Annotated in this window: 19 protein-coding genes; 15 read left to right on the plus strand and 4 right to left on the minus strand. The window is 63.4% G+C overall.

Features of this window, described 5'->3' with window-relative positions:
- Positions 1 to 2 precede the first annotated feature (2 nt).
- Entirely contained in the window at positions 3 to 701 is a 699-nt protein-coding gene (gene ubiG / locus IFT98_RS01510; RefSeq protein WP_122713103.1) for a bifunctional 2-polyprenyl-6-hydroxyphenol methylase/3-demethylubiquinol 3-O-methyltransferase UbiG, read from the minus strand.
- A gap of 57 nt (positions 702 to 758) precedes the next feature.
- Entirely contained in the window at positions 759 to 2,087 is a 1,329-nt protein-coding gene (locus IFT98_RS01515; protein ID WP_192049555.1) for a TRZ/ATZ family hydrolase, read from the minus strand.
- Positions 2,088 to 2,192: 105 nt separating this feature from the next.
- Between IFT98_RS01515 and mtnA the strand changes: the two genes are divergently transcribed.
- From mtnA to IFT98_RS01580, 13 genes are all read left to right on the plus strand, one after another.
- Positions 2,193 to 3,269, plus strand: coding sequence for an S-methyl-5-thioribose-1-phosphate isomerase (gene mtnA / locus IFT98_RS01520; protein WP_192049553.1), 1,077 nt, complete (start codon positions 2,193 to 2,195; stop codon positions 3,267 to 3,269).
- 313 nt (positions 3,270 to 3,582) lie between these two features.
- Entirely contained in the window at positions 3,583 to 6,387 is a 2,805-nt protein-coding gene (gene gyrA, locus IFT98_RS01525; RefSeq protein ID WP_192049551.1) for a DNA gyrase subunit A, read from the plus strand.
- A gap of 206 nt (positions 6,388 to 6,593) precedes the next feature.
- Complete coding sequence (serC, locus tag IFT98_RS01530) at positions 6,594 to 7,679, plus strand: 3-phosphoserine/phosphohydroxythreonine transaminase (protein ID WP_192049549.1); 1,086 nt, start codon at positions 6,594 to 6,596, stop codon at positions 7,677 to 7,679.
- Positions 7,679 to 8,773 (plus strand): prephenate dehydratase, encoded by a 1,095-nt coding sequence (pheA, locus tag IFT98_RS01535; RefSeq protein WP_192049547.1) that lies wholly within the window; start codon positions 7,679 to 7,681, stop codon positions 8,771 to 8,773. The genes serC and pheA overlap by 1 nt, the downstream gene beginning before the upstream one ends.
- A 17-nt stretch (positions 8,774 to 8,790) precedes the next feature.
- Complete coding sequence (gene hisC, locus IFT98_RS01540) at positions 8,791 to 9,900, plus strand: histidinol-phosphate transaminase (protein ID WP_192049546.1); 1,110 nt, start codon at positions 8,791 to 8,793, stop codon at positions 9,898 to 9,900.
- Positions 9,893 to 12,154, plus strand: a complete 2,262-nt coding sequence (locus tag IFT98_RS01545) for a bifunctional prephenate dehydrogenase/3-phosphoshikimate 1-carboxyvinyltransferase (protein WP_446730836.1) — start codon at positions 9,893 to 9,895, stop codon at positions 12,152 to 12,154. The genes hisC and IFT98_RS01545 overlap by 8 nt, the downstream gene beginning before the upstream one ends.
- Positions 12,151 to 12,837 (plus strand): (d)CMP kinase, encoded by a 687-nt coding sequence (cmk, locus tag IFT98_RS01550; RefSeq protein WP_122713098.1) that lies wholly within the window; start codon positions 12,151 to 12,153, stop codon positions 12,835 to 12,837. The genes IFT98_RS01545 and cmk overlap by 4 nt, the downstream gene beginning before the upstream one ends.
- A gap of 121 nt (positions 12,838 to 12,958) precedes the next feature.
- Positions 12,959 to 14,647: a 30S ribosomal protein S1 gene (rpsA, locus tag IFT98_RS01555; RefSeq protein WP_192049544.1), complete on the plus strand. Its 1,689-nt coding sequence runs from the start codon at positions 12,959 to 12,961 to the stop codon at positions 14,645 to 14,647.
- Between the two features lie 151 nt (positions 14,648 to 14,798).
- On the plus strand, positions 14,799 to 15,098 hold the full coding sequence (locus IFT98_RS01560) for a hypothetical protein (RefSeq protein ID WP_192049542.1): 300 nt from the start codon (positions 14,799 to 14,801) through the stop codon (positions 15,096 to 15,098).
- Between the two features lie 231 nt (positions 15,099 to 15,329).
- The gene (locus tag IFT98_RS01565) at positions 15,330 to 15,629 is read left to right on the plus strand and encodes a hypothetical protein (RefSeq protein WP_122797396.1); all 300 of its coding nucleotides are present in this window, start codon (positions 15,330 to 15,332) and stop codon (positions 15,627 to 15,629) included.
- A 111-nt stretch (positions 15,630 to 15,740) separates the two neighbouring features.
- Positions 15,741 to 16,034, plus strand: coding sequence for an integration host factor subunit beta (gene ihfB, locus IFT98_RS01570; protein WP_043187734.1), 294 nt, complete (start codon positions 15,741 to 15,743; stop codon positions 16,032 to 16,034).
- A gap of 21 nt (positions 16,035 to 16,055) precedes the next feature.
- Positions 16,056 to 16,391, plus strand: a complete 336-nt coding sequence (locus IFT98_RS01575; protein WP_192049540.1) for a lipopolysaccharide assembly protein LapA domain-containing protein — start codon at positions 16,056 to 16,058, stop codon at positions 16,389 to 16,391.
- 132 nt (positions 16,392 to 16,523) lie between these two features.
- A complete protein-coding gene (locus IFT98_RS01580) occupies positions 16,524 to 17,393 on the plus strand; it encodes a DUF2242 domain-containing protein (protein WP_446730835.1) in 870 nt (289 codons plus the stop codon).
- A gap of 15 nt (positions 17,394 to 17,408) precedes the next feature.
- Here IFT98_RS01580 and IFT98_RS01585 read toward each other — a convergent pair whose 3' ends face one another.
- Complete coding sequence (locus tag IFT98_RS01585) at positions 17,409 to 18,431, minus strand: AraC family transcriptional regulator ligand-binding domain-containing protein (protein WP_192049517.1); 1,023 nt, start codon at positions 18,429 to 18,431, stop codon at positions 17,409 to 17,411.
- Between the two features lie 4 nt (positions 18,432 to 18,435).
- The gene (locus IFT98_RS01590; protein ID WP_192049950.1) at positions 18,436 to 19,551 is read right to left on the minus strand and encodes a nitrilase-related carbon-nitrogen hydrolase; all 1,116 of its coding nucleotides are present in this window, start codon (positions 19,549 to 19,551) and stop codon (positions 18,436 to 18,438) included.
- A gap of 188 nt (positions 19,552 to 19,739) precedes the next feature.
- Here IFT98_RS01590 and IFT98_RS01595 point away from each other — a divergent pair, with 188 nt between their 5' ends.
- Both IFT98_RS01595 and IFT98_RS01600 read left to right on the plus strand, forming a co-directional pair.
- Positions 19,740 to 21,776 carry an NADPH-dependent 2,4-dienoyl-CoA reductase gene (locus tag IFT98_RS01595; RefSeq protein WP_192049515.1) on the plus strand — a complete coding sequence of 679 codons (2,037 nt, stop codon included), beginning with the start codon at positions 19,740 to 19,742 and terminating at the stop codon, positions 21,774 to 21,776.
- A gap of 48 nt (positions 21,777 to 21,824) precedes the next feature.
- On the plus strand, positions 21,825 to 22,715 hold the full coding sequence (locus IFT98_RS01600; RefSeq protein ID WP_192049513.1) for a 1-aminocyclopropane-1-carboxylate deaminase/D-cysteine desulfhydrase: 891 nt from the start codon (positions 21,825 to 21,827) through the stop codon (positions 22,713 to 22,715).
- Positions 22,716 to 22,718: the final 3 nt, after the last annotated feature.

A 22,718-nucleotide genomic window follows, 5' to 3' on the forward strand; every position in this document is an offset into this window, starting at 1 on the left:
GCTCATTCCTCGCGAAGGGTCTGGATCATGTAGTTGACGTCGACGTCCGCAGCCAGCTTGTAGTGCTTGGTCAGCGGGTTGTAGGTCAGGCCGGTGATGTCCTTGACGGTCAGTCCGGCCTCGCGGCTCCAGGCGCCGAGTTCGGAAGGGCGGATGAATTTCTTGAAGTCATGGGTGCCGCGGGGCAGCAGCTTCATGATGTACTCGGCGCCGATGATCGCGAACAGGTACGCCTTGGGGTTGCGGTTGATGGTCGAGAAGAACACCTGGCCGCCAGGCTTGACCATGCGGAAGCAGGCGCGGATCACCGATGAAGGGTCCGGCACGTGCTCGAGCATCTCCAGGCAGGTAACCACATCGAAGCGCTGCGGGCATTCGGCCGACAAGGCTTCCGCGGTGATCTGGCGGTATTCCACTTCCACCCCGGACTCCAGCTGGTGCAGGCGGGCGACCGCCAGCGGCGCCTCGCCCATGTCGATGCCGGTGACCTTGGCACCGCGCAAGGCCATGGCCTCGCTCAGGATGCCGCCGCCACACCCCACATCCAGAATCTGCTTGCCCGCCAGGTTGACGCGCTCGTCGATCCAGTTGACGCGCAACGGATTGATGTCGTGCAGCGGCTTGAACTCGCTGTTGCGGTCCCACCAGCGGTGCGCCAGGGCTTCGAACTTGGCGATTTCAGCGTGGTCGACGTTGCTCATTGGGTGTCCTCTAAACGATATGATTCTTGAATTCTGTAGGGCCGGGCATCGCAGCCGTCACTGTCCGGCGGCGATACGCTCGCCCCAGGCGCATGCCTTGTCGCGCAGCAGTCGTTCGTCCAGGCGGGTCAGGCGACCTTCGTCGAGCAGTTGCCTGCCGGCGACCCAGACATGCCGGACGCAGTCGCGGCCGCTGGCGTAGATCAGTTGCGAGACCGGGTCGTAGACCGGCTGCTGAGCCAGTCTGGACAGGTCGAATGACGCCAGGTCGGCGGCCTTGCCGACTTCCAGCGAGCCGATATGTGCCTCCATGCCCAGCGCCCGGGCACCATTGAGGGTAGCCATGCGCAGCGCGCGATGGGCATCCAGTGCGGTCGCCGAACCCGCCACGGCCTTGGCCAGCAGCGCTGCGGTGCGCGTATCGCCGAGCAGGTCGAGGCTGTTGTTGCTTGCCGCACCATCGGTACCCACGGCCACGTTGACGCCGGCTTGCCAGAGCTTCTCCACCGGACAGAAGCCACTGGCCAGCTTGAGGTTGGACACCGGGCAGTGCACGACGTTGCTGTTGCTTTCCATCAACAGCGCAAGGTCGGCGTCGTCCACCTGGGTCATGTGCACCGCCTGGAAGCGCGGCCCCAGCAAGCCGAGGCGGGCGAGCCTGGCCAGCGGACGCTCGCCGCTCTGTTGCAGGGCATCGTGCACCTCGCCTGCGGTTTCGTGAACGTGCATGTGGACGGCGGCGTCCAGCTCGTCCGCCAGCACCCGGATCTTCTCCAGGTTCTCGTCGCTTACCGTGTAGGGCGCATGCGGGCCGAAGGCAATGCTGACGCGTGGATGGTGCTTGAGGTCGTTGAACAGCTCTACACCCTTGTGCAGCGCCTCGTCGGCATCACGCGCGCCGGGGATGGGGAAGTTCAGCACCGGCACGGTGATCTGCGCGCGCATGCCACTGGCGTGCACGCGCTCGGCGGCCACTTCCGGAAAGAAATACATGTCCGAAAAACAGGTGATGCCGCCCTGTAGCTGCTCGGCGATCGCCAGGTCGGTGCCGTCGCGCACGAACGCCTCGCTGACCCAGCGGGCCTCGGCGGGCCAGATGTGTCGTTCGAGCCAGGTCATCAGCGGCAGGTCGTCGGCCAGGCCACGGAACAGCGTCATGGCCGCGTGCCCATGAGCATTGACCAGCCCCGGAGCGAGCAGCTGCCCCGGCAGTTCGCGGGTTTCGCGTGCCTGCAGCCGGGCGGCTGCGCTGCGTGGCCCGATGAAGGCTATCTGGCCGTCGCGGATACCCAAGGCATGCTCCTCGAGCACGACACCGGCGGGCTCGACCGGTACCAGCCAGGTGGGCAGTAGCAGCAGGTCCAGGGCGGTATCGACATCGGGCATGGCAAGTTCCGGGGCTTCGGCAGGTGATGGCGAAGTATACCCGAGCGTCTTGGACGGGGGCTCGCTATAATCGAGCGCTTTTGGTGTCTGAGTACGGAGTGGGGCATGCGTGATCGATTGTTGGCGGCGGAACGGGTCAAAGCCGTTGATTGGCGAGGTGACGCGTTGCACCTGATCGACCAGCGCGCGCTGCCTGCGCAGCAAGTCTGGCATGCCTGTGTCGATGCACCCGGTGTGGTAGACGCAATCCGCTCCGGGGTCGTGGCCGGTGCCTCTGCCGTTGCCATCAGTGTCGCCTATGCGGTGGTGCTGGCCGCACGCTTGCACCGCGCGGCCGGGCCTGACTGGCGCGCTGCGCTGGACGAGGACCTGCGCCTGCTGGCCGCGGTTCGCCCGGCCACCGCTCACCTGTTCTGGGCGCTGGAGCGCATGCGCGAGCGCCTGGGCCGGGTGCTTGCGGACGAGGACCCACTGCCCGCGCTCGAAGCCGAAGCCTTGGCCATCCATGAAAGCGACCGCGAAGCCAACCTGACCATGGCCCAGTTGGGCGTGGAACTGATCCGTCGGCACCAGGGCAATCTGCAGACCGTGCTGACCCATGGCAATGCCGGTGCCCTGGCCACCGGCGGGTTCGGCACGGCGCTGGGGGTGGTGCGCGGCGCGTTCCACGACGGCATGCTCGAACGTGTCTATGTCGATGAAACCCGGCCGGGCCTGCAAGGCTCGCGCCTGACCGCCTGGGAGTTGTCCAGCGAGGGTGTCCCGGTGACCGTGGCCGCCGACTCGGCAGCCGCACACCTGATGAAAAGCAAAGGCATCACCTGGGTGATCGTCGGCGCCGAGCGAATTGCCGCCAACGGCGATGTCGCCGCCCGGATCGGCACCTATCAGCTGGCGGTCTGCGCGATGCACCACGGCGTTCGTTTCATGGTGGTGGCCGCCAGCGCGGCAATCGACATGGCGCTGGAGAGCGGCGATGACATTCCCTTGCTCGAGCGCGATGCCCGGGAGCTGCTGGAAGTGTCCGGGACACGAATCGGCGCGGACGTCGAGGCGTTCAACCCGGTTCACGACGTGACGCCGGCCGATCTGATCGACGTGCTCGTCACTGAAAAAGGCATCGTCGAGCGGCCCGATGCGGCCAAGCTGGCGCAACTCATGTGTCGCCGGCGTCTGCATTGAGCGCGCCGTATCCATAAAAAGACCTTTTTTCGATGAAGAGCTGGCCTAGCAGCGCCGCAGCGCCATGTCAGAGGCGCGATGCCCTTCGATCAAGGGTCCTGTCAGGGTTTAAGGGGATAGGTGTCTGACGGCGATTGTGCTACCATTCGGCGGTTTTCGGGGGTGCATCGCGGTGTCCCCCCAACGCCGTGGGTCCAAGGCGTAACTCGTTGATTTGTCGTAAGTCGCCGTTGGCATCGGCCAGCGGTGGCAAGCTTCGTTCTTCTCACAGGGAGGCAACGGAGTTTCACCAGAAAAAGGAATCAGGCTTCTCATGGGCGAACTGGCCAAAGAAATCCTCCCGGTCAATATCGAAGACGAGCTGAGACAGTCCTACCTCGACTACGCCATGAGCGTGATCGTCGGTCGTGCACTGCCTGATGCACGTGATGGCTTGAAGCCCGTGCATCGCCGCGTTCTGTTTGCGATGAGTGAGCTGGGCAACGATTGGAACAAACCCTACAAGAAATCGGCCCGTGTGGTCGGTGACGTGATCGGTAAGTACCACCCGCACGGTGATACCGCGGTCTACGACACCATCGTGCGCATGGCCCAGCCGTTCTCGCTGCGCTACCTGCTGGTCGATGGCCAGGGCAACTTCGGTTCCGTGGACGGCGACAACGCCGCCGCCATGCGTTACACCGAAGTGCGCATGACCAAGCTGGCCCACGAGCTGCTGGCCGACCTGCACAAGGAAACCGTCGACTGGGTGCCCAACTACGACGGCACCGAATTGATCCCAGCGGTCATGCCGACGCGCATTCCCAACCTGCTGGTCAACGGTTCCAGCGGTATCGCCGTGGGCATGGCGACCAACATCCCGCCGCACAACCTGGGCGAGGTGCTCGATGGCTGCCTGGCGGTCATCGACAACCCGGACGTCACCTTCGATGAACTGATGCAGTTCATTCCCGGGCCGGACTTCCCGACTGCCGCCATCATCAACGGTCGCCAGGGAATCATCGAGGCGTACCGTACCGGTCGTGGCCGGATCTACATGCGTGCCCGCTCCCATGTCGAGGACATCGACAAGGTCGGCGGCCGTCAGCAGATCGTCGTCACCGAGCTGCCGTACCAGTTGAACAAGGCCCGCCTGATCGAGAAGATCGCCGAGCTGGTGAAAGAGAAGAAACTCGAAGGCATCTCCGAGTTGCGCGACGAGTCCGACAAGGACGGCATGCGCATCGTCATCGAGCTGCGCCGCGGTGAAGTGCCGGAGGTGATCCTCAACAACCTCTATGCCCAGACCCAGCTGCAGGCCGTGTTCGGGATCAACATCGTTGCCCTGATCGACAACCGTCCGCGCATCCTCAACCTCAAGGACCTGCTCGAAGCCTTCGTTCGCCACCGCCGTGAAGTCGTCACCCGGCGCACCGTGTTCGAACTGCGCAAGGCGCGCGAGCGTGGCCACATTCTCGAAGGCCAAGCGGTTGCGCTGTCCAACATCGATCCGGTCATCGCCCTGATCAAGGCCTCGCCGACGCCGTCCGAAGCCAAGGAAGCGCTGATCAGCACGCCATGGGAGTCCAGCGCCGTTGTGGCGATGGTCGAACGTGCCGGTGCCGAGTCCTCGCGTCCGGAAAACCTCGATCCGCAGTACGGCCTGCGCGACGGCAAGTATTTCCTGTCGCCGGAACAGGCCCAGGCCATCCTCGAACTGCGTCTGCATCGCCTGACCGGTCTGGAGCACGAGAAGCTGCTGGCCGAGTACCAGGAGATCCTCAACCAGATCGCCGAGCTGATCCGCATCCTCAACAGCGCCGAGCGCCTGATGGAAGTGATCCGCGAAGAGCTGGAACTGATCCGCTCCGAATATGGTGATGTGCGCCGTACCGAGATCCTCGATTCGCGCCTCGACCTGACGCTGGGCGACATGATCCCGGAAGAAGAGCGCGTGGTGACCATTTCCCACAGCGGCTACGCCAAGACCCAGCCACTGTCGTCCTACCAGGCCCAGCGCCGGGGCGGCAAGGGCAAGTCGGCCACCGGCGTCAAGGACGAGGACTACATCTCGCACCTGCTGGTCGCCAACAGCCATGCCACGTTGCTGCTGTTTTCCAGCAAGGGCAAGGTGTACTGGCTCAAGACCTACGAAATTCCCGAGGCGTCCCGTGCTGCGCGCGGCCGTCCGCTGGTCAACCTGCTGCCGCTGGATGATGGCGAGTACATCACCACCATGCTGCAGATCGACCTCGAGGCCCTGCAGGCCACCGCCGGCGCCGACGAAGACCTCGACGACGCCGACGATACCGTCATCGAAGGCGAAATCGTCGAGGCCGAAGAAGTCGTCGAAGCGGTTGAAGGCGAGGAGGGCGATACCCCCGAACTGGTGGCCGAGCCTACCGGTGCCTACATCTTCATGGCGACGGCCTTCGGTACGGTCAAGAAGACGCCGTTGGCACAGTTCGCCCGTCCGCGCTCCAGCGGCCTGATCGCCTTGAAACTCAAGGAAGGCGACACCCTGATCGCTGCGGCCATCACCGATGGCGCCAAGGAAGTCATGCTGTTCTCCGACGCCGGCAAGGTGATCCGCTTCGCCGAAGGCGTGGTGCGGCAGATGGGCCGTGGTGCCCGCGGTATCCGTGGCATGCGCCTGGGCAAGGGCCAGCAGCTGATTTCCATGCTGATCCCCGAGTCCGGCGCACAGATTCTCACCGCCTCCGAGCGCGGCTTCGGCAAGCGCACGCCGTTGAGCAAGTTCCCCCGTCGCGGCCGTGGCGGCCAGGGCGTGATCGCCATGGTCACCAAGGAGCGCAACGGCAAGCTGGTGGGTGCGATCCAGTCCCAGGAAGGCGAAGAGATCATGCTCATTTCCGACCAGGGCACGCTGGTGCGGACCCGTGTCGGCGAAGTCTCGAGCCTTGGCCGCAACACCCAGGGCGTGACCCTGATCAAGCTGATCACCGACGAGAAGCTGGTGGGCCTGGAGCGAGTCCAGGAGCCATCGGAAGTCGAGGATGACGAGCTGGAGGAGGGTGTCGAAGCCGTTGAGGGTGCCGAAGGCGTCGATGCGGTCGATTCCGAAGTGGACCAGGATGATGTCAAGCCCGATGCCGCCGACGATCTGCCGGAGGAGTAAGCTGTAGGGCAGGGGATTGGGCGGTGCGCCCGTTCGCGGCCGCTGACCGCTCCCACAAGGGATTCCCACAGGTGGTCTCAGATTCTGTGAGCATTCCTTGTGGGAGCGGGGCGGGCGGCGAGCCCTCTGCCCGCGAAGGCATCACTGCCGATCTTCCGGCGGACACACCCGGGCCAGCCCCGAATTCAAGCAGAGCGAGAGTGGATGTGAGCAATCGAGCCTTTAACTTCTGCGCAGGCCCCGCTGCGCTTCCCGAAGCCGTACTGCAGCGTGCCCAGGCGGAACTGCTGAACTGGCGTGGCAAGGGCCTCTCGGTGATGGAGATGAGCCATCGCAGCGAGGACTACACCGCCATCGCCGAAAAAGCCGAACAGGACCTGCGCGATCTGCTCGGGGTCCCGTCCAACTACAAGGTGCTGTTCCTGCAAGGCGGTGCCAGCCAGCAGTTCGCCGAAATCCCGCTGAACCTGCTTCCCGAGAATGGCACGGCGGACTACGTCGAAACCGGCATCTGGTCGAAGAAGGCCATCGAGGAAGCGCGTCGCTACGGCAACATCAACGTCGCTGCCAGCGCCAAGCCCTACGACTATCAGGCCATTCCGGGCCAGAACGAATGGAAACTGACGCCCGGCGCGGCCTACGTGCACTACGCCTCCAATGAAACCATCGGTGGCCTGCAGTTCGACTGGGTGCCGCAGACCGGTGATGCGCCACTGGTCGTCGACATGTCCTCGGACATTCTCTCGCGCCCTGTCGACGTGTCGCAGTTCGGCCTGATCTACGCCGGTGCGCAGAAGAACATCGGTCCCAGCGGCCTGGTCGTGGTGATCGTCCGCGAGGACCTGCTGGGCAAGGCCCGCAGCGCCTGTCCGACCATGCTCGACTACAAGATCGCTGCCGACAACGGCTCGATGTACAACACCCCGGCGACCTACTCCTGGTACCTCTCGGGCCTGGTGTTCGAGTGGCTCAAGGAGCAGGGCGGCGTTGCGGCCATGGAAGCGCGCAACCGTGCCAAGAAAGACCGCCTGTACGGCTTCATCGATGCCAGCGACTTCTACAGCAACCCAATCTCGCTCAACGCCCGGTCCTGGATGAACGTGCCGTTCCGCCTGGCCGACGAGCGTCTGGACAAGACGTTCCTGGCCGGCGCCGATGCGCGCGGCTTGCTCAACCTCAAGGGTCACCGTTCGGTCGGTGGCATGCGCGCCTCCATCTACAACGCCCTGGGCCTTGACGCCATCGAAGCGCTGGTCGGTTACATGGCGGAGTTCGAAAAGGAAAACGGCTGATGTCCGAACATGAACTCAAGGCGCTGCGGGTACGCATCGACAGCCTCGACGAAAAGATTCTCGAACTGATCAGTGATCGCGCCCGCTGCGCCGAAGAAGTCGCGCGGGTCAAGATGGCTGCGCTGGCCGAAGGCGAGGTGCCGGTGTTCTATCGGCCCGAACGCGAGGCGCAAGTGCTCAAGCGGGTGATGGAGCGCAACAAGGGGCCGCTGAGCAACGAGGAAATGGCGCGTCTGTTCCGCGAGGTCATGTCATCCTGCCTGGCGTTGGAGAACCCGCTCAAGGTCGCCTATCTGGGCCCAGAGGGCACGTTCACCCAGGCAGCCGCCATGAAGCACTTCGGTCACGCGGTGATCAGCAAGCCCATGGCGGCGATCGACGAAGTGTTCCGCGAGGTGGTTGCAGGCGCGGTGAACTTCGGTGTGGTGCCAGTGGAAAACTCCACCGAAGGCGCGGTGAACCACACCCTCGACAGCTTTCTCGAACACGACATGGTGATCTGCGGCGAAGTCGAACTGCGCATCCACCACCACCTGCTGATCGGCGACAACACCAAGACCGACAGCATCAGCCGCATCTATTCCCACGCACAGTCACTGGCGCAATGTCGCAAGTGGCTGGACGCGCACTACCCGAACGTCGAGCGCATCGCGGTCGCCAGCAATGCCGAGGCGGCCAAGCGGGTCAAGGGCGAATGGAACTCGGCGGCCATCGCCGGCGACATGGCGGCCGGCCTGTATGGCCTGGAGCGCCTGGCCGAGAAGATCGAAGACCGTCCGGACAACGCCACGCGATTCCTGATCATCGGCAGCCAGGAAGTGCCGCCCACCGGCGACGACAAGACCTCGGTCATCGTTTCCATGAGCAACCGGCCGGGTGCGCTGCACGAGCTGCTGGTGCCGTTTCACGACAACGGCATCGACCTTACCCGAATCGAGACGCGGCCATCGCGCAGCGGTAAATGGACCTACGTGTTCTTCATCGATTTCATCGGCCACCATCGCGACCCGTTGATCAAGGGCGTGCTGGAGCAGATCAGTCAGGAAGCCGTGGCACTCAAGGTGCTGGGCTCATACCCCAAAGCGGTTCTTTAACAGAAGGGTTAGTACGCATGACCGATTTCCTTGCCCTGGCCCAGACCGGCGTTCAGCAGCTGTCCCCCTACGTTCCCGGCAAGCCGGTGGATGAGCTGGCCAGAGAGCTGAACCTGGATCCCGCCAACATCATCAAGTTGGCCAGCAACGAGAACCCGTTGGGTGCAAGCCCCAAGAGCCGTGCCGCGATCGAGCGCGAACTGGCCGAGCTCACACGCTACCCCGACGGCAATGGCTTCGACCTCAAGACCCTGCTGGCGCAGCAGTGCCGCGTACAGCTCGACCAGGTGACGCTGGGCAACGGCTCCAACGACATTCTCGAACTGGTCGCGCGGGCCTACCTGGCGCCTGGCTTGAACGCGGTGTTCAGCCAGCACGCCTTCGCCGTCTATCCATTGGTCGTGCAGGCCGTGAATGCAGGTGCGCGGGTCATCCCGGCCAGGCAGTTCGGCCATGACCTGCCAGCGATGCTGGCAGCGATCGACGACAAGACCCGCGTGGTGTTCCTGGCCAACCCGAACAACCCGACCGGCACCTGGTTCGGCCCGCAGGCGCTGGAAGACTTCCTTGCTGCTGTGCCGCCCAGCGTGGTCGTGGTGCTCGACGAGGCCTATATCGAGTACGCCGTCGGTGGCGAGCTGCCCGACGGCCTCGACTACCTGGCGCGCTACCCGAACCTGCTGGTCTCGCGCACTTTTTCCAAGGCCTACGGCCTGGCCGCGCTGCGGGTGGGCTATGGCTTGTCTTCGCCGGTCATTGCCGATGTGCTCAACCGTGTCCGCCAGCCGTTCAACGTGAACAGCCTGGCATTGGCTGCCGCCTGCGCGGCGCTGACGGACACCGACTACCTGCAGCGCAGCCGCGAACTCAACAGTGCCGGCATGCAGCAGCTGGAGGCAGGTTTCGCCGAGCTGGGCCTGGAATGGATCCCCTCTAAGGGCAACTTCATTGCCGTGGACGTTGGGCGCGCTGCCGGGCCGGTGTATCAGGGCCTGCTGCGCGAAGGTGTGATCGTGCGCCCGGTGGCCGGCTATGGCATGCCCAACCACTTGCGCGTGACCATCGGCCTGGCCACGGAAAACAGCCGTTTCCTGCAGGCGTTGCGCCAGGTGCTGGCCAGTGTCTGAGTTCACGCAATTGCAACCGGGCACTGCCAGAATAGGCCGCCTGGTGGTTGTGGGGCTGGGACTGATCGGCGGCTCGTTCGCCAAGGGCATCAAGCAAAGTGGTTTGGCCGATGAAGTGGTGGGGGTCGATCTCGATTCGCGCGCCTGCCTGCGGGCAGTCGAGTTGGGCGTGGTCGACCGCTGCGAAGGGGAGTTGGCCCGTGCCTGTGTCGGCGCCGACGTGATCCAGTTGGCGGTGCCGATCCTGGGCATGGAAAAACTGCTCGCGGCCCTGGCCCGGCTAGACCTGGGCCAGGCCGTGATCACCGATGTCGGCAGCGCCAAGGGCAATGTGGTGCGGGCCTTTCGCGACGCCTTTGGCGGGGACCTTTCACGCTTCGTCCCAGGCCATCCGATTGCCGGTTCCGAGCAGAGCGGGGTGGAGGCGGCCAATGCCGAGCTGTTCAAGCGGCACAAGGTGATCCTCACGCCGCTGGCCGAAACCGCGCCCCATGCGCTGCAACGCGTCGATGGCCTGTGGCGCGCCTTGGGTGCGGACGTCGAGCACATGCAGGTCGAGCGCCACGACGAGGTGCTTGCCGCCACCAGCCACCTGCCGCACCTGCTGGCGTTCGGTCTGGTCGATTCGCTGGCCAAGCGCAGTGAAAACCTGGAAATCTTCCGCTACGCTGCTGGCGGGTTCCGTGACTTCACGAGGATCGCCGGCAGCGACCCGGTCATGTGGCACGACATCTTCCTCGCCAACCGCGAGGCTGTACTGCGCACACTCGATACATTTCGCAGCGACCTCGACGCCTTGCGCGACGCGGTCGATGCAGGGGATGGGCATCACCTGCTGGGCGTGTTCACACGCGCCAAGGTAGCCCGCGAGCATTTCAGTAAAATCCTGGCCCGTCGGGCCTATGTGGACGCTATGAACTCCAACGACGACCTGATCTTCCTGGGCAAACCCGGCGGCAGCCTTAAAGGCCGCATTCGCGTACCGGGTGACAAATCCATTTCGCACCGTTCGATCATGCTCGGCTCCCTGGCCGAGGGCACTACCGAAGTCGAAGGCTTCCTCGAAGGCGAGGACGCCCTGGCGACCCTGCAGGCCTTCCGTGACATGGGCGTGGTCATCGAAGGCCCGAACCAGGGCCGCGTGACCATCCACGGTGTCGGTCTGCACGGATTGCAGGCGCCGCCGGGGCCTATCTACCTGGGCAACTCGGGGACCTCGATGCGCCTGCTCGCCGGTATTCTTGCGGCGCAGAGCTTCGACACAACGCTGACCGGCGATGCCTCGCTGTCCAAGCGCCCGATGAACCGCGTGGCCAACCCGCTGCGGGAAATGGGCGCGGTCATCGAGACGGCTGCCGAGGGTCGTCCGCCGATGGTCATTCGCGGCGGGCAGCGGCTCAAGGCGCTCGACTACACGCTGCCGATGGCTTCCGCACAGGTCAAATCCTGCCTGCTGCTGGCCGGCTTGTGGGCCGAGGGCAAGACCACCACCACCGAGCCGGCACCGACCCGCGACCACACCGAGCGGATGCTGCGCGGCTTCGGCTATCCGGTGGAGGTCAATGGCCCGCAAGCGTCGGTCGAGTCCGGCCACACGCTAAAGGCGACCCACATCGAAGTGCCCGGCGATATCTCGTCCTCGGCATTCTTCCTGGTGGCCGCCTCGATCGCCGAGGGCTCGGACCTGACCCTGGAGCACGTGGGCATCAACCCGACGCGTACCGGTGTCATCGATATCCTGCGCCTGATGGGTGCCGACATCACCCTGGAGAACCAGCGTGAAGTGGGTGGCGAGCCGGTTGCCGACCTGCACGTGCGCGCGGCGCGCCTCAAGGGTATCGAGATTCCCGAAGCGTTGGTGCCGCTGGCGATCGACGAATTTCCGGTGCTGTTCGTGGCCGCGGCCTGCGCCGAAGGACGCACCGTGCTGCGCGGTGCCGAAGAGCTGCGGGTCAAGGAATCCGACCGTATCCAGGTCATGGCTGACGGCCTGCAGGCGCTTGGTGTGAAATGCGAGCCCACTGCCGATGGCATCGTCATCGACGGTGTCGGTCATGGCGTGCCGGCCATGGGCGGCGGCGAAGTCCACGGCCACGGCGATCACCGCATCGCCATGGCCTTCAGCGTTGCCTCGCTGCGCGCCAGTGCGCCGATCCGCATCCACGACTGTGCCAACGTCGCCACCTCGTTCCCCAACTTCCTCGGTCTCTGCGCCCAGGTGGGTATCAACGTGGCCGAAGAGGGCGCGTCGTGAACCAGGCGCCGGTCATCACCATCGACGGCCCGAGCGGTTCGGGCAAGGGCACCATTGCCGGTATCCTCGCCAAGCGCCTGGGCTGGAAGCTGCTCGATTCAGGCGCGTTGTATCGCTTGCTGGCCTACGCGGCACGCAACCATGGGGTCGACCTGAGCAACGAAGCGTCGCTGATGGTGATGGCGGCGCACCTCGATGTGCAGTTCATTGCCGCCGCCGATGGCCAGCCGCAGCGCATCGTGCTGGAAGGCGACGACGTCACCCGCGACATCCGCAACGAACAGGTCGGTGCCGGTGCCTCTCAGGTCGCGGCGCTGCCGGCGGTGCGCGACGCGCTGTTGCAGCGCCAGCGGGCATTCCAGGAGTCGCCGGGCCTGGTGGCCGACGGTCGCGACATGGGCACGGTGGTGTTCCCCGACGCGGCGCTGAAGGTGTTTCTCACCGCCAGCGCCGAGGAACGTGCCCGCAGACGTTACTTGCAGTTGAAGGCTGCGGGCAACGATGTTAGTCTGTCGAGTCTGCTAGATGAGATACGTGCACGCGATGAGCGTGACACCCAGCGCGCAGTGGCCCCGCTCAAGCCGGCGGCCGATGCCATACAGCTGGATTCCACGGAGTTGTCCATCGAGCAGGTGTTGGAACGCATCATGAGCGAGATCGCACTACGCGACATCGCCGGGTGACGAAGAAGCCATACGGGAACCCAGTCAACATCCCGGTGGCTTTCTTTTACTTGAACGAAACCCACGTTGTCTGGAGCGTGGCTGATGGGCGTATGTTTCGCCCAAATCTACAGGAATTAAAATGAGCGAAAGCTTTGCAGAACTCTTTGAAGAAAGCCTAAAAACTCTCAATCTTCAGCCAGGCGCAATCATCACCGGTATCGTTGTCGATATCGACGGTGACTGGGTTACTGTCCACGCCGGCCTGAAGTCCGAGGGTGTCATCCCGCTCGAGCAGTTCTACAACGACGCTGGCGAACTGACCATCAAGGTCGGTGACGAAGTTCACGTTGCGCTGGACGCGGTAGAAGACGGCTTTGGCGAAACCAAGCTGTCCCGCGAAAAAGCCAAGCGTGCCGAGTGCTGGATCGTTCTGGAAGCAGCTTTCGCCGCCGAGGAAGTGGTCAAGGGCGTTATCAACGGTAAGGTTAAGGGCGGCTTCACTGTCGACGTTAACGGCATCCGTGCGTTCCTGCCTGGTTCCCTGGTCGATGTCCGCCCTGTGCGCGACACCACCCACCTGGAAGGTAAAGAGCTCGAGTTCAAGGTCATCAAGCTGGACCAGAAGCGCAACAACGTTGTCGTTTCCCGTCGTAGTGTCCTGGAAGCCGAGAACTCCGCCGAGCGCGAAGCTCTGCTGGAATCCCTGCAGGAAGGTCAGCAAGTCAAGGGTATCGTCAAGAACCTCACGGATTACGGCGCATTCGTCGATCTGGGTGGCGTCGATGGCCTGCTGCACATCACCGACATGGCCTGGAAGCGCATCAAGCATCCATCGGAAATCGTCAACGTTGGCGACGAGATCGATGTCAAGGTCCTGAAGTACGACCGCGAGCGCAACCGTGTTTCCCTGGGCTTGAAGCAGCTGGGCGAAGATCCATGGGTTGCCATCAAGGCACGTTACCCAGAGAGCACCCGCGTCATGGCGCGCGTTACCAACCTGACCGACTACGGCTGCTTCGCAGAGCTGGAAGAAGGCGTGGAAGGCCTGGTACACGTTTCCGAAATGGACTGGACCAACAAGAACATCCACCCTTCGAAAGTCGTACAAGTCGGCGACGAAGTGGAAGTCATGGTTCTGGACATCGACGAAGAGCGTCGTCGTATCTCCCTGGGCATCAAGCAGTGCAAGTCGAACCCGTGGGAAGACTTCTCTGGCCAGTTCAACAAGGGTGACAAGATCTCCGGCACCATCAAGTCGATCACCGATTTCGGTATCTTCATTGGTCTGGACGGCGGCATCGACGGCTTGGTTCACCTGTCCGACATCTCCTGGAACGAAGTGGGCGAAGAAGCCGTACGTCGTTTCAAGAAGGGCGACGAGCTCGACACCGTCATCCTGTCGGTAGATCCAGAGCGCGAGCGCATCTCCCTGGGCATCAAGCAGCTGGAAGACGATCCGTTCTCCAACTACGTTGCTGTCAATGACAAAGGCGCTATCGTTCGCGGTATCGTCAAGGAAGTTGACGCCAAGGGCGCTGTAATCACCCTGGCCGACGACATCGAAGCCACTTTGAAAGCTTCCGAAATCAGCCGTGACCGCGTTGAAGACGCGCGCAACGTTCTGAAGGAAGGCGAAGAAGTCGAAGCCAAGATCATCAGCGTCGACCGCAAGTCCCGCGTCATCCAACTGTCGATCAAATCGAAAGACGTTGAAGACGAGAAAGAAGCTATCCAGAGCCTGCGCGAGAAGCCAGCCACTTCGGATATCGCTGCCGGTCCGACCACTCTGGGCGACCTGCTGCGTGCTCAGATGGAAAAGCAGAACTAAGTTCTGTTTGACCTGTAGAAAAAGGGCGACTTCGGTCGCCCTTTTTTATGCCTGCGATTTGTACCACGCCGGGGCTGAAAATAGCGGAGGCCGAACTAACCACGGCCTTGGATGCTCAAAGGTACAAGTGAATACCTAAGGATCTCCAGGGATGAAAACCGTAGTAACCGCAGTCCTGTTCGTAGTAGTTGGTTTGACGTCCGCGTGCTCCACCACCTCGGTGGTCAAACGGGATTATCGGGGCATGCAGGCATTGCAGATCAATTGCAGTGGCCTGGGCTCGTCCTGGGGCAAGTGCTATGACAAGGCGCAGCACGCCTGCCGGGCGACCGGCTACAAGGTCTTGGCAAAGACCTCGGATATCAAGGAAGAACCAGAGGATGGCTTCCTTGGCTGGAATCCGGGCATGGCCAGTCGAACCATGTTCGTGCGCTGCAATGATCAGGGTTGAGCAGCCACTGAAGATCTTGTGCGGTCCGGGCTGATGCATGGCCGCGAAGTGACATACGAATGGTTACAAACTTTCCCGTCACCTTACTGACACCCGCCTGAAGTAAATTGGCAATCGGCGACCTACTTGGATAGGGTAGGTGGCGTGTGGCTGACTGTCGATTTCGATGTCGCCCCTGAAGTCCTGCCCCTTGAACCCGTGTCCCTCCAAGAAGTAGACAAGGCCCGAGTCATGAAATTTACCCTGCTCATCGCAGCATTGCTGCTGGTGACCGCCTGCGCTGCCACCTCGACTTCCCACGGCAAGCGCGGCAGTCGTGGATTGCACATCAATTGCTCCGGGCTGACCTCGTCCTGGGCCCAGTGTGAGAAAGAAGCCGAATCGGCCTGCGGCCCTGCCGGTTATCGCACCCTTGCCAAGTCCAGCGACGTCAAGGAAGAACCGGACGACTATGTATTCGGTCTCAACCCCGCCGGTTATTCCACGCGCAGCATGATCGTCAAATGCCGCAAGAGCACTGCGTTCAAATAGTGCGCAGACAACTCATTTTCAAGAAGTCAAGAGTCGGGCTGTTCAAATCTGCCAAGCCATGCTAAAACCTTCTAAGCACTGATCTAGCTGCTTGATAAAGAAGGGAAAAATATGACGAAGTCGGAATTGATCGAACGTATTGTCACCCATCAAGGTCTACTTTCATCCAAGGATGTGGAATTGGCCATCAAGACCATGCTCGAGCAAATGTCGCAGTGCCTGGCCACAGGTGACAGGATCGAGATCCGCGGTTTCGGCAGCTTTTCCCTGCACTATCGCGCACCGCGGGTCGGGCGCAATCCGAAGACGGGTCAGTCGGTGAGCCTGGATGGCAAGTTCGTTCCGCATTTCAAGCCGGGCAAGGAATTGCGCGACCGGGTGAACGAAGACGAAGAACTCGCTTGATCGACGTTGAAGGAGAAGGCTTTGCGTAATCTCAAGAAGTTGCTGCTGGTGCTGATTTTCCTGGCAGTCGCTGCTGTCGTGCTGGTGTTCGTACTGGAGAACCAACAGGCCGTTGCGTTGAGCGCTCTTGGGTGGTCCAGCCCGTCGTTGCCGGTGTCGGTGTTCGTGCTGGCGGGAGTGCTGGCAGGCATGCTGATCGGCCCATTGTTCGGTTGGTATATCGCGCTGAGCAGCAAGCAACGTTGGCGCAAGCAGCTGCGCGCCAAGGCCCGGGCGGAGCAACGTGCAACGCTTGCGACCGCATCCACTGATCCGAATACCACTGTTGCCGCACCCCAGCAGCCAGTGGCGAAGTAACACGCCTTGGCGACACGGCGTCAAATACGGAAACATCACGTATTACCGAGTGTCCTGATTGAGCGGCATTTCCTGCGCCGTGTTTGCGTGTTCTGTTGCACAATAGCCGCAGACCGTTTTCCAGGACCCACAATGTCATTTTCATTCCGTTACGGGCGTCACCTTTCAGGTGCCATGCTGGCTCTTGCATGGCTAAGCCTGGCAGGGTGTTCTTCCCCCAAGACCGCCATCTACGAACACGAGAACTTTGCCGATTCCGGTACGTTTTCTCGCAACTACCCGGTCAGCGATATCGCCTCCTGTGAAGCCGCGCGCCGAGCATTGCTCAGCCAGGGCTACATCATCACCAGCAACGATCCGCGCCAGGTCAGTGGGCACAAGAGCTTCCAGCAGACCGGCGAGAGCCACCTGGAGATCAGTTTCAACGTGGTCTGCGTCGCCGATGCCAGCAGCGAGCACAGCTCTACGCTGTTCGCCAATGCCCTGCAGGATCGCTATGCGCTGAAGAAGGTCAACAACTCGGCGAGCGTGGGCGTGGGGGTGTTGGGTTCGGTCTCCATGCCAATCGGTTCCACCGACGATTCCATGGTCAAGGTGGCCAGTGAAACAGTGGCGTCGGATAAATTCTATGACCGCTATTTCTCTTTGGTAGAAAGCTTCATGCCGGTGTCGGCGAAAAAGACCGTATCGACCCCGCCGGCAAAGGAAGAGCTGGGTGTGCCGGACACGGCGCCTGCGCCACTTGCGGCTCCGACTGCATCTACGGCAGCTGCGACTGCGAAGCCAGTCGTGCCGGTGGCCGCGCCGCTGGTTCAGCCGACTCCAGCCGCCGCCCAGGTGCAGCAGGCAGAGGCGGTGCCCGAGCAGGAGGCTTCGCAGCCTGTCGCGCCCCCGGCACAACCGGCACCCATAGAAGTCATCCCGGTTCCCGAGGCCACTGAGGCTACGCCTGAAGTGGTACCGCAGGCGCCCGCTGTAGAGGCGCCCGTTTCGCAGCCTTGAGCGGGTGCGCTTGGGTCACTGACGGCTCGCGCGGCGGTACTCGCCGGGCGTCATGGCGCACCAGCGCTTGAAGGCACGCTGGAACGCCTCGGCCGACGTGAATCCCAGCAGATAGGCTATTTCGCCGAACGCAAGTTCGGTATCGCGGATGTAGGTCTGTGCCAGGTCACGGCGGGTGTCGTTGAGAATCGAGCGGAACTGCGTGCCCTCATGGGTCAGCTTGCGCCGCAAGGTCCAGGCCGGCATCTTCAGGCAGGCAGCGATTTCGTCCAGCGTCGGCTCGCGTCCGCCGTTGAGCAATGAGCCCAGTAGTTGTGTGACCCGCTCACCGACGCTGCGCACGCGCGTCAGCCGCTCCAGTTCCTGTTCGCACAGCTGCAACAAATGCTGCCAGGTGCTTGGGCAGTGCTCGGGGTTGCGCAGGTTCAGGCTGGCGTGGGTCAGACGCAGTTGATTGTGCTCGCAATTGAAGGCGGTATGCGCCGGGTAGTGCGCCGCGTAGCCAGGCGGGTCGAATTCGATTTCCATCCGCTGTGCAATCACGGTCTGGCCGGCAAGTGCACTCAGTTGCTGCAGCCAGCCGGTCAGCAGCGAGTCCACCACAAAACGGTTGTAGGCGTTGTAGGGGCTGATCGAATAGAACCGCAGCCAGGCGCCTTCGCGGTCTTCGTGAAAACTCGATTGCCCACGATAGTTGGCGGCGTACAGGCGTTCGAAACGAATCAGCGTGCGCGCCGCCTCGCGCACCGTCGGTGCCTGAGCGGCCGTGACGCCGGCCAGGCCTGCCTGGCTCAGGCGGCTGGCCTGGCCGATGCGCAGTCCCAGCGCCGGGTCGCCGGTAAGCGCGATCGCCGCATGGCCCAGGCGCATATAACGCGCGATGCTTAGTCGCGCTCCGGCAACGTTGAGCCGGCTTGGCTCCAACCCATACTGCGCCAACAGTGGCAATGGGTCGTGGCCGTGGCTGCGCACCGCCTGCGCCAGGCTGTGCGCGAAGCCGACCGACAGGTCACCGAGTTTGATGCGCTGGCCGCTCACGCGCCTACAGCCATAGATTGATCAGCCGCGCACCACGCCCGTCGCCGACCTGGCCGAAACGCTCGCGCTGGCGGGCAAAGCTGTGCCCTTCGTAGAACTGATTCCAGAAGTGCCCGCCCATGAACACGGTCATGCTCGCGAGCGGCGCGCTCTCTGCGACCAGCCGTTGCCAGGCCTGTGCCTCGCTGACCTCGCCGGGCAGCAGGGCGGCATCGCCTGGCGTTGGGTCAATGCGAAAGCCGCGCCAGGGTTCGGACCAGCGCCCACGACCGAGCACCGAAGCGGGCACTGCGAGCAACTGCACGTCTTGCTGGCGCAACTGTGCGTGACTCGCCGGATGCCAGCTGTCGGTGCCGATCAGCACGGCCAGTTTGCCTGCAGGGGTGTCGAACACGTTGAACGGTACATCGCCCAGGGGTTGCACGTAGCGGCGAGTGGGATGGCTGGTGAAATGCTGGAGCTGTGGCTGACCCAGGATGGAGCCATCGGCAGCGAACACGACGCTGGTGTTGTACAGCGGGCCGTTGTCGGTGCGCAGGCGACCATCAACGACCGAGGGTTTGGGCAGAATGATCGAGCCTGCCACCAAGGTCACGCCGAACTGCCTGGCGAGTCCGCCAAACAGCTGCTGGTACTGCTCGGCCATGCTCGCGGCCTTCATGCGCAGGTAGGCGTCGGCAAAGCGGTCTTCGCCCTGGGCCATGGCCCAGCCGCCAAGCAGGCGCAATGGATTACTGGCGGCCAGCCATTGTTCGGCATCGTGACGCTGCACGACCTGGTAGAACTCGTTCTTCTCGCCCACCGCCCACAACCAGGTGCCGATGTGCTCGGGCAAGACCACGATGGTCTTGCTACCGATCAAGCCTGCGTCCCGGGCATGTTGCAGGTATCCGGCCAGTTTCAGGCGCAGGCGCTCGACGCTCTGGTAGTCCGCAGGGAACAGTTCGGGCTGGATTCCCAACAGGTTGCCGCGCTCGGAAGGGACGCCGTCTACCCCATCGAGCTCGATGCGCAGGTCGGACAAGTAGTGCCCGGCGGGGCGCTGGGTCGTCCACAGCGCGTAGGTACTCAACGCCGCGAGGCAAAGCAGGGCAACCACGGACATCAGGATTTTGCGCATGAGGGACAACAACCAGCTCCTGTTCGTGAATCCGCACTAGGGTAGACGTCGCGTGCGGCATGATCAATGACTTGTCATTTCGGGTCATTGAGGCGCGCGGCTCGGGTGTCTACTGTTTGACCCTACCCGTGACCGAGCCCGCCGAAAGAGGCTTGGCACTTTTCCGTGATCCCGCCTGTGGAGTTCCCATGGCCGCTGCTTCCTACCCTCATCTGCTGGCACCGCTGGACCTGGGCTTCACCACTTTGCGCAACCGCAGCTTGATGGGCTCGATGCACACCGGCCTCGAAGAAAAGCCCGGTGGCTTCGAGCGCATGGCGGCGTACTTTGCCGAGCGTGCGCGGGGCGGGGTCGGTCTGATCGTCACCGGCGGCATCGCCCCGAACGAAGAGGGCGGGGTGTATGCCGGGGCGGCGAAGTTGAGTACGCCCGAAGAAGCCCAGCGGCATGAAATCGTCACCCAGGCGGTGCACGCGGCGGGCGGCAAGATCTGCCTGCAGATACTGCATGCCGGTCGTTACGCCTACAGCCCCAGGCTGGTGGCGCCCAGCGCCATTCAGGCGCCGATCAACCCGTTCAAGCCTCTGGAACTGGACGAGGAGGGCATTCAGAAACAGATCGCCGATTTCGTCGGCTGTGCCCGACTGGCGCAGTCGGCCGGCTACGACGGCGTTGAAATCATGGGCTCGGAAGGCTACTTCATCAACCAGTTCCTGGCGGCTCACAGCAACCAGCGCAGCGATCGCTGGGGCGGCAGCTACGCCAATCGCATGCGCCTGGCGGTGGAGATCGTCGGTCAGGTGCGGCAAGCGGTCGGGCGCGAGTTCATCATCATCTTTCGCCTGTCGATGCTTGACTTGATAGAAGGCGGCAGCATCTGGGAGGAAGTGGTCGAGCTGGCGCAAGCCATCGAGGCTGCCGGCGCCACCTTGATCAACACGGGCATCGGCTGGCACGAAGCGCGCATTCCAACCATCGCCACCAAGGTGCCACGTGCGGCGTTCAGCAAGGTCACCGCCAAGCTGCGCACGGCCGTGCGCCTGCCGTTGATCACCACCAATCGCATCAACACCCCGGAGGTGGCGGAACGCATCCTCGCCGAGGGCGACGCGGACATGGTTTCGATGGCCCGGCCGTTCTTGGCCGACCCCGAATTCATCAACAAGGCCGCGGCCAATCGCGGCGACGAGATCAACACCTGCATTGCCTGCAATCAGGCCTGTCTGGATCACACCTTCGCCGGCAAATTGACCAGTTGCCTGGTCAACCCGCGTGCCTGCCATGAGACCGAGCTCAATTACCTGCCCGTGACTCAGGTGCGCAGGATTGCCGTGGTCGGCGCCGGGCCGGCCGGGCTGGCTGCAGCGACCGTGGCAGCCGAGCGCGGTCATGCAGTGACCCTGTTCGATTCGCGCGATGAAATCGGCGGTCAGTTCAACGTGGCCAAGCGCATTCCCGGCAAGGAAGAATTCAACGAAACCCTGCGTTATTTCGACCGTCGGCTGGCGCGCCTCGGCGTCGACGTGCGCCTGGGTGCGCGGGTCGATGTTGCCGCGCTGGTGAACGGCGGTTTCGACGAGATCGTACTGGCGACCGGGATTGCCCCGCGGCTGCCCGACATCCCGGGTATCGACCACCCCATGGTGCTCGGCTACCTCGACGTGCTGCTCGAGAGGCAGCCCGTGGGCCTCCGTGTGGCGGTGATGGGTGCCGGTGGCATCGGCTTCGATGTCAGCGAATTCCTGGTCCATCAAGGACCGTTCACCAGCCTGGATCGCGAGGCGTTCTGGAAGGAGTGGGGCATCGATCTGACCCTGCAGGCCCGCGGCGGCGTGGCCGGTGTTGCCGCGCAGAGCCATGCACCGGCGCGCGAGGTGTATCTGCTGCAGCGCAAGGCCGGCAAGGTGGGCGACGGCCTGGGCAAGACCACCGGCTGGATCCATCGCGCCGGTCTGAAGAACAAGGGCGTGCGCATGGTCAACAACGTCGAGTACCTGAAGATCGACGACGACGGCCTGCACGTTCGGGTCGGCGGTGGCGAGCCGCGGCTGCTGCCAGTGGACAATGTGGTGATCTGCGCAGGGCAGGATCCGTTGCGCGAGCTGGAGCAGGGGCTGCGCGAAGCCGGGCAGCGCGTGCACCTCATCGGCGGCGCCGACGTGGCCGTCGAACTGGACGCCAAACGCGCGATCGATCAAGGCTCGCGCCTGGCGGCGGTGCTGTAGAATCCGCCGCTGCGTCGCCTTTTCTTTTCTTCGGCTGGTCAGGCATCCATGCTTCTCGATCTACCGCGTGCACCGCTGCAACCCTTGCGACTTTCCTGGCTCGGCGCGGCCGGCGTCGAGGCTGCCGTGCTGCGCCTGGACCTCGTTGATCCGCTCATCAGCGGCAACAAGGCATTCAAGTTGCAACATCACCTGCTGGCCGCCCAGGTCAGTGGCTGCAGCGGCATCATCAGCCTGGGCGGCGCCCATTCCAATCACCTGCATGCCCTGGCCGCCGCCGGCAAGCGCCTGGGCCTGCATACGGTCGGGCTGCTGCGCGGCCATGCTCAGGTCACACCGACCGTGACCGACCTGCAACGATGGGGAATGCAGCTGCACTGGTTGGGCTACGAAGGCTATCGCCAGCGCCACCGGGACGATTTCTGGGTCCCCTGGCAGGCGCGCTACCCCGATCTGCTGCCGGTACCCGAGGGCGGCGGTGGGCTGCTGGGGGCCAAGGGCTGCGCGGTCCTGCCTCCGCAGGTACAGGCGCAGCTCGCAGACATTGGGTGGGACGACTTCGATGGCTGGTGGCTGGCCGTGGGTACCGGTACGACATTGGCCGGCCTGGTCCTCGCCGAAGTCGGCCGCCGCTGGGTGTACGGGGCGGTGGCGGTAGGGCCGAAGCATGGCGTGAACGAGCAGGTGAGCGCACTGTGTGGCGACCAGGGTCACAGCTTGATCGACGCCAGTCGTGGCGGCTTTGCCAGGATGGACAGCGAACTGCTCGCGTTCATGCACGCCTGCGAAGCCGAGTCGGGCATCCCGTTGGAGCCGATATACACGGCCAAGGCGTTGTGGGCCTTGCGCGATGCCTGTGCGGCAGGCTCGCTGCGGCCAGGTTGTCGTCTGGTGTTCGTACACACCGGCGGCCTGCAGGGATGGCGCGCCGCCGCCTGAACG

Origin of the sequence: Pseudomonas sp. CFBP 8770 (genome assembly GCF_014841705.1) — a bacterium.
Taxonomy (GTDB): domain Bacteria; phylum Pseudomonadota; class Gammaproteobacteria; order Pseudomonadales; family Pseudomonadaceae; genus Aquipseudomonas.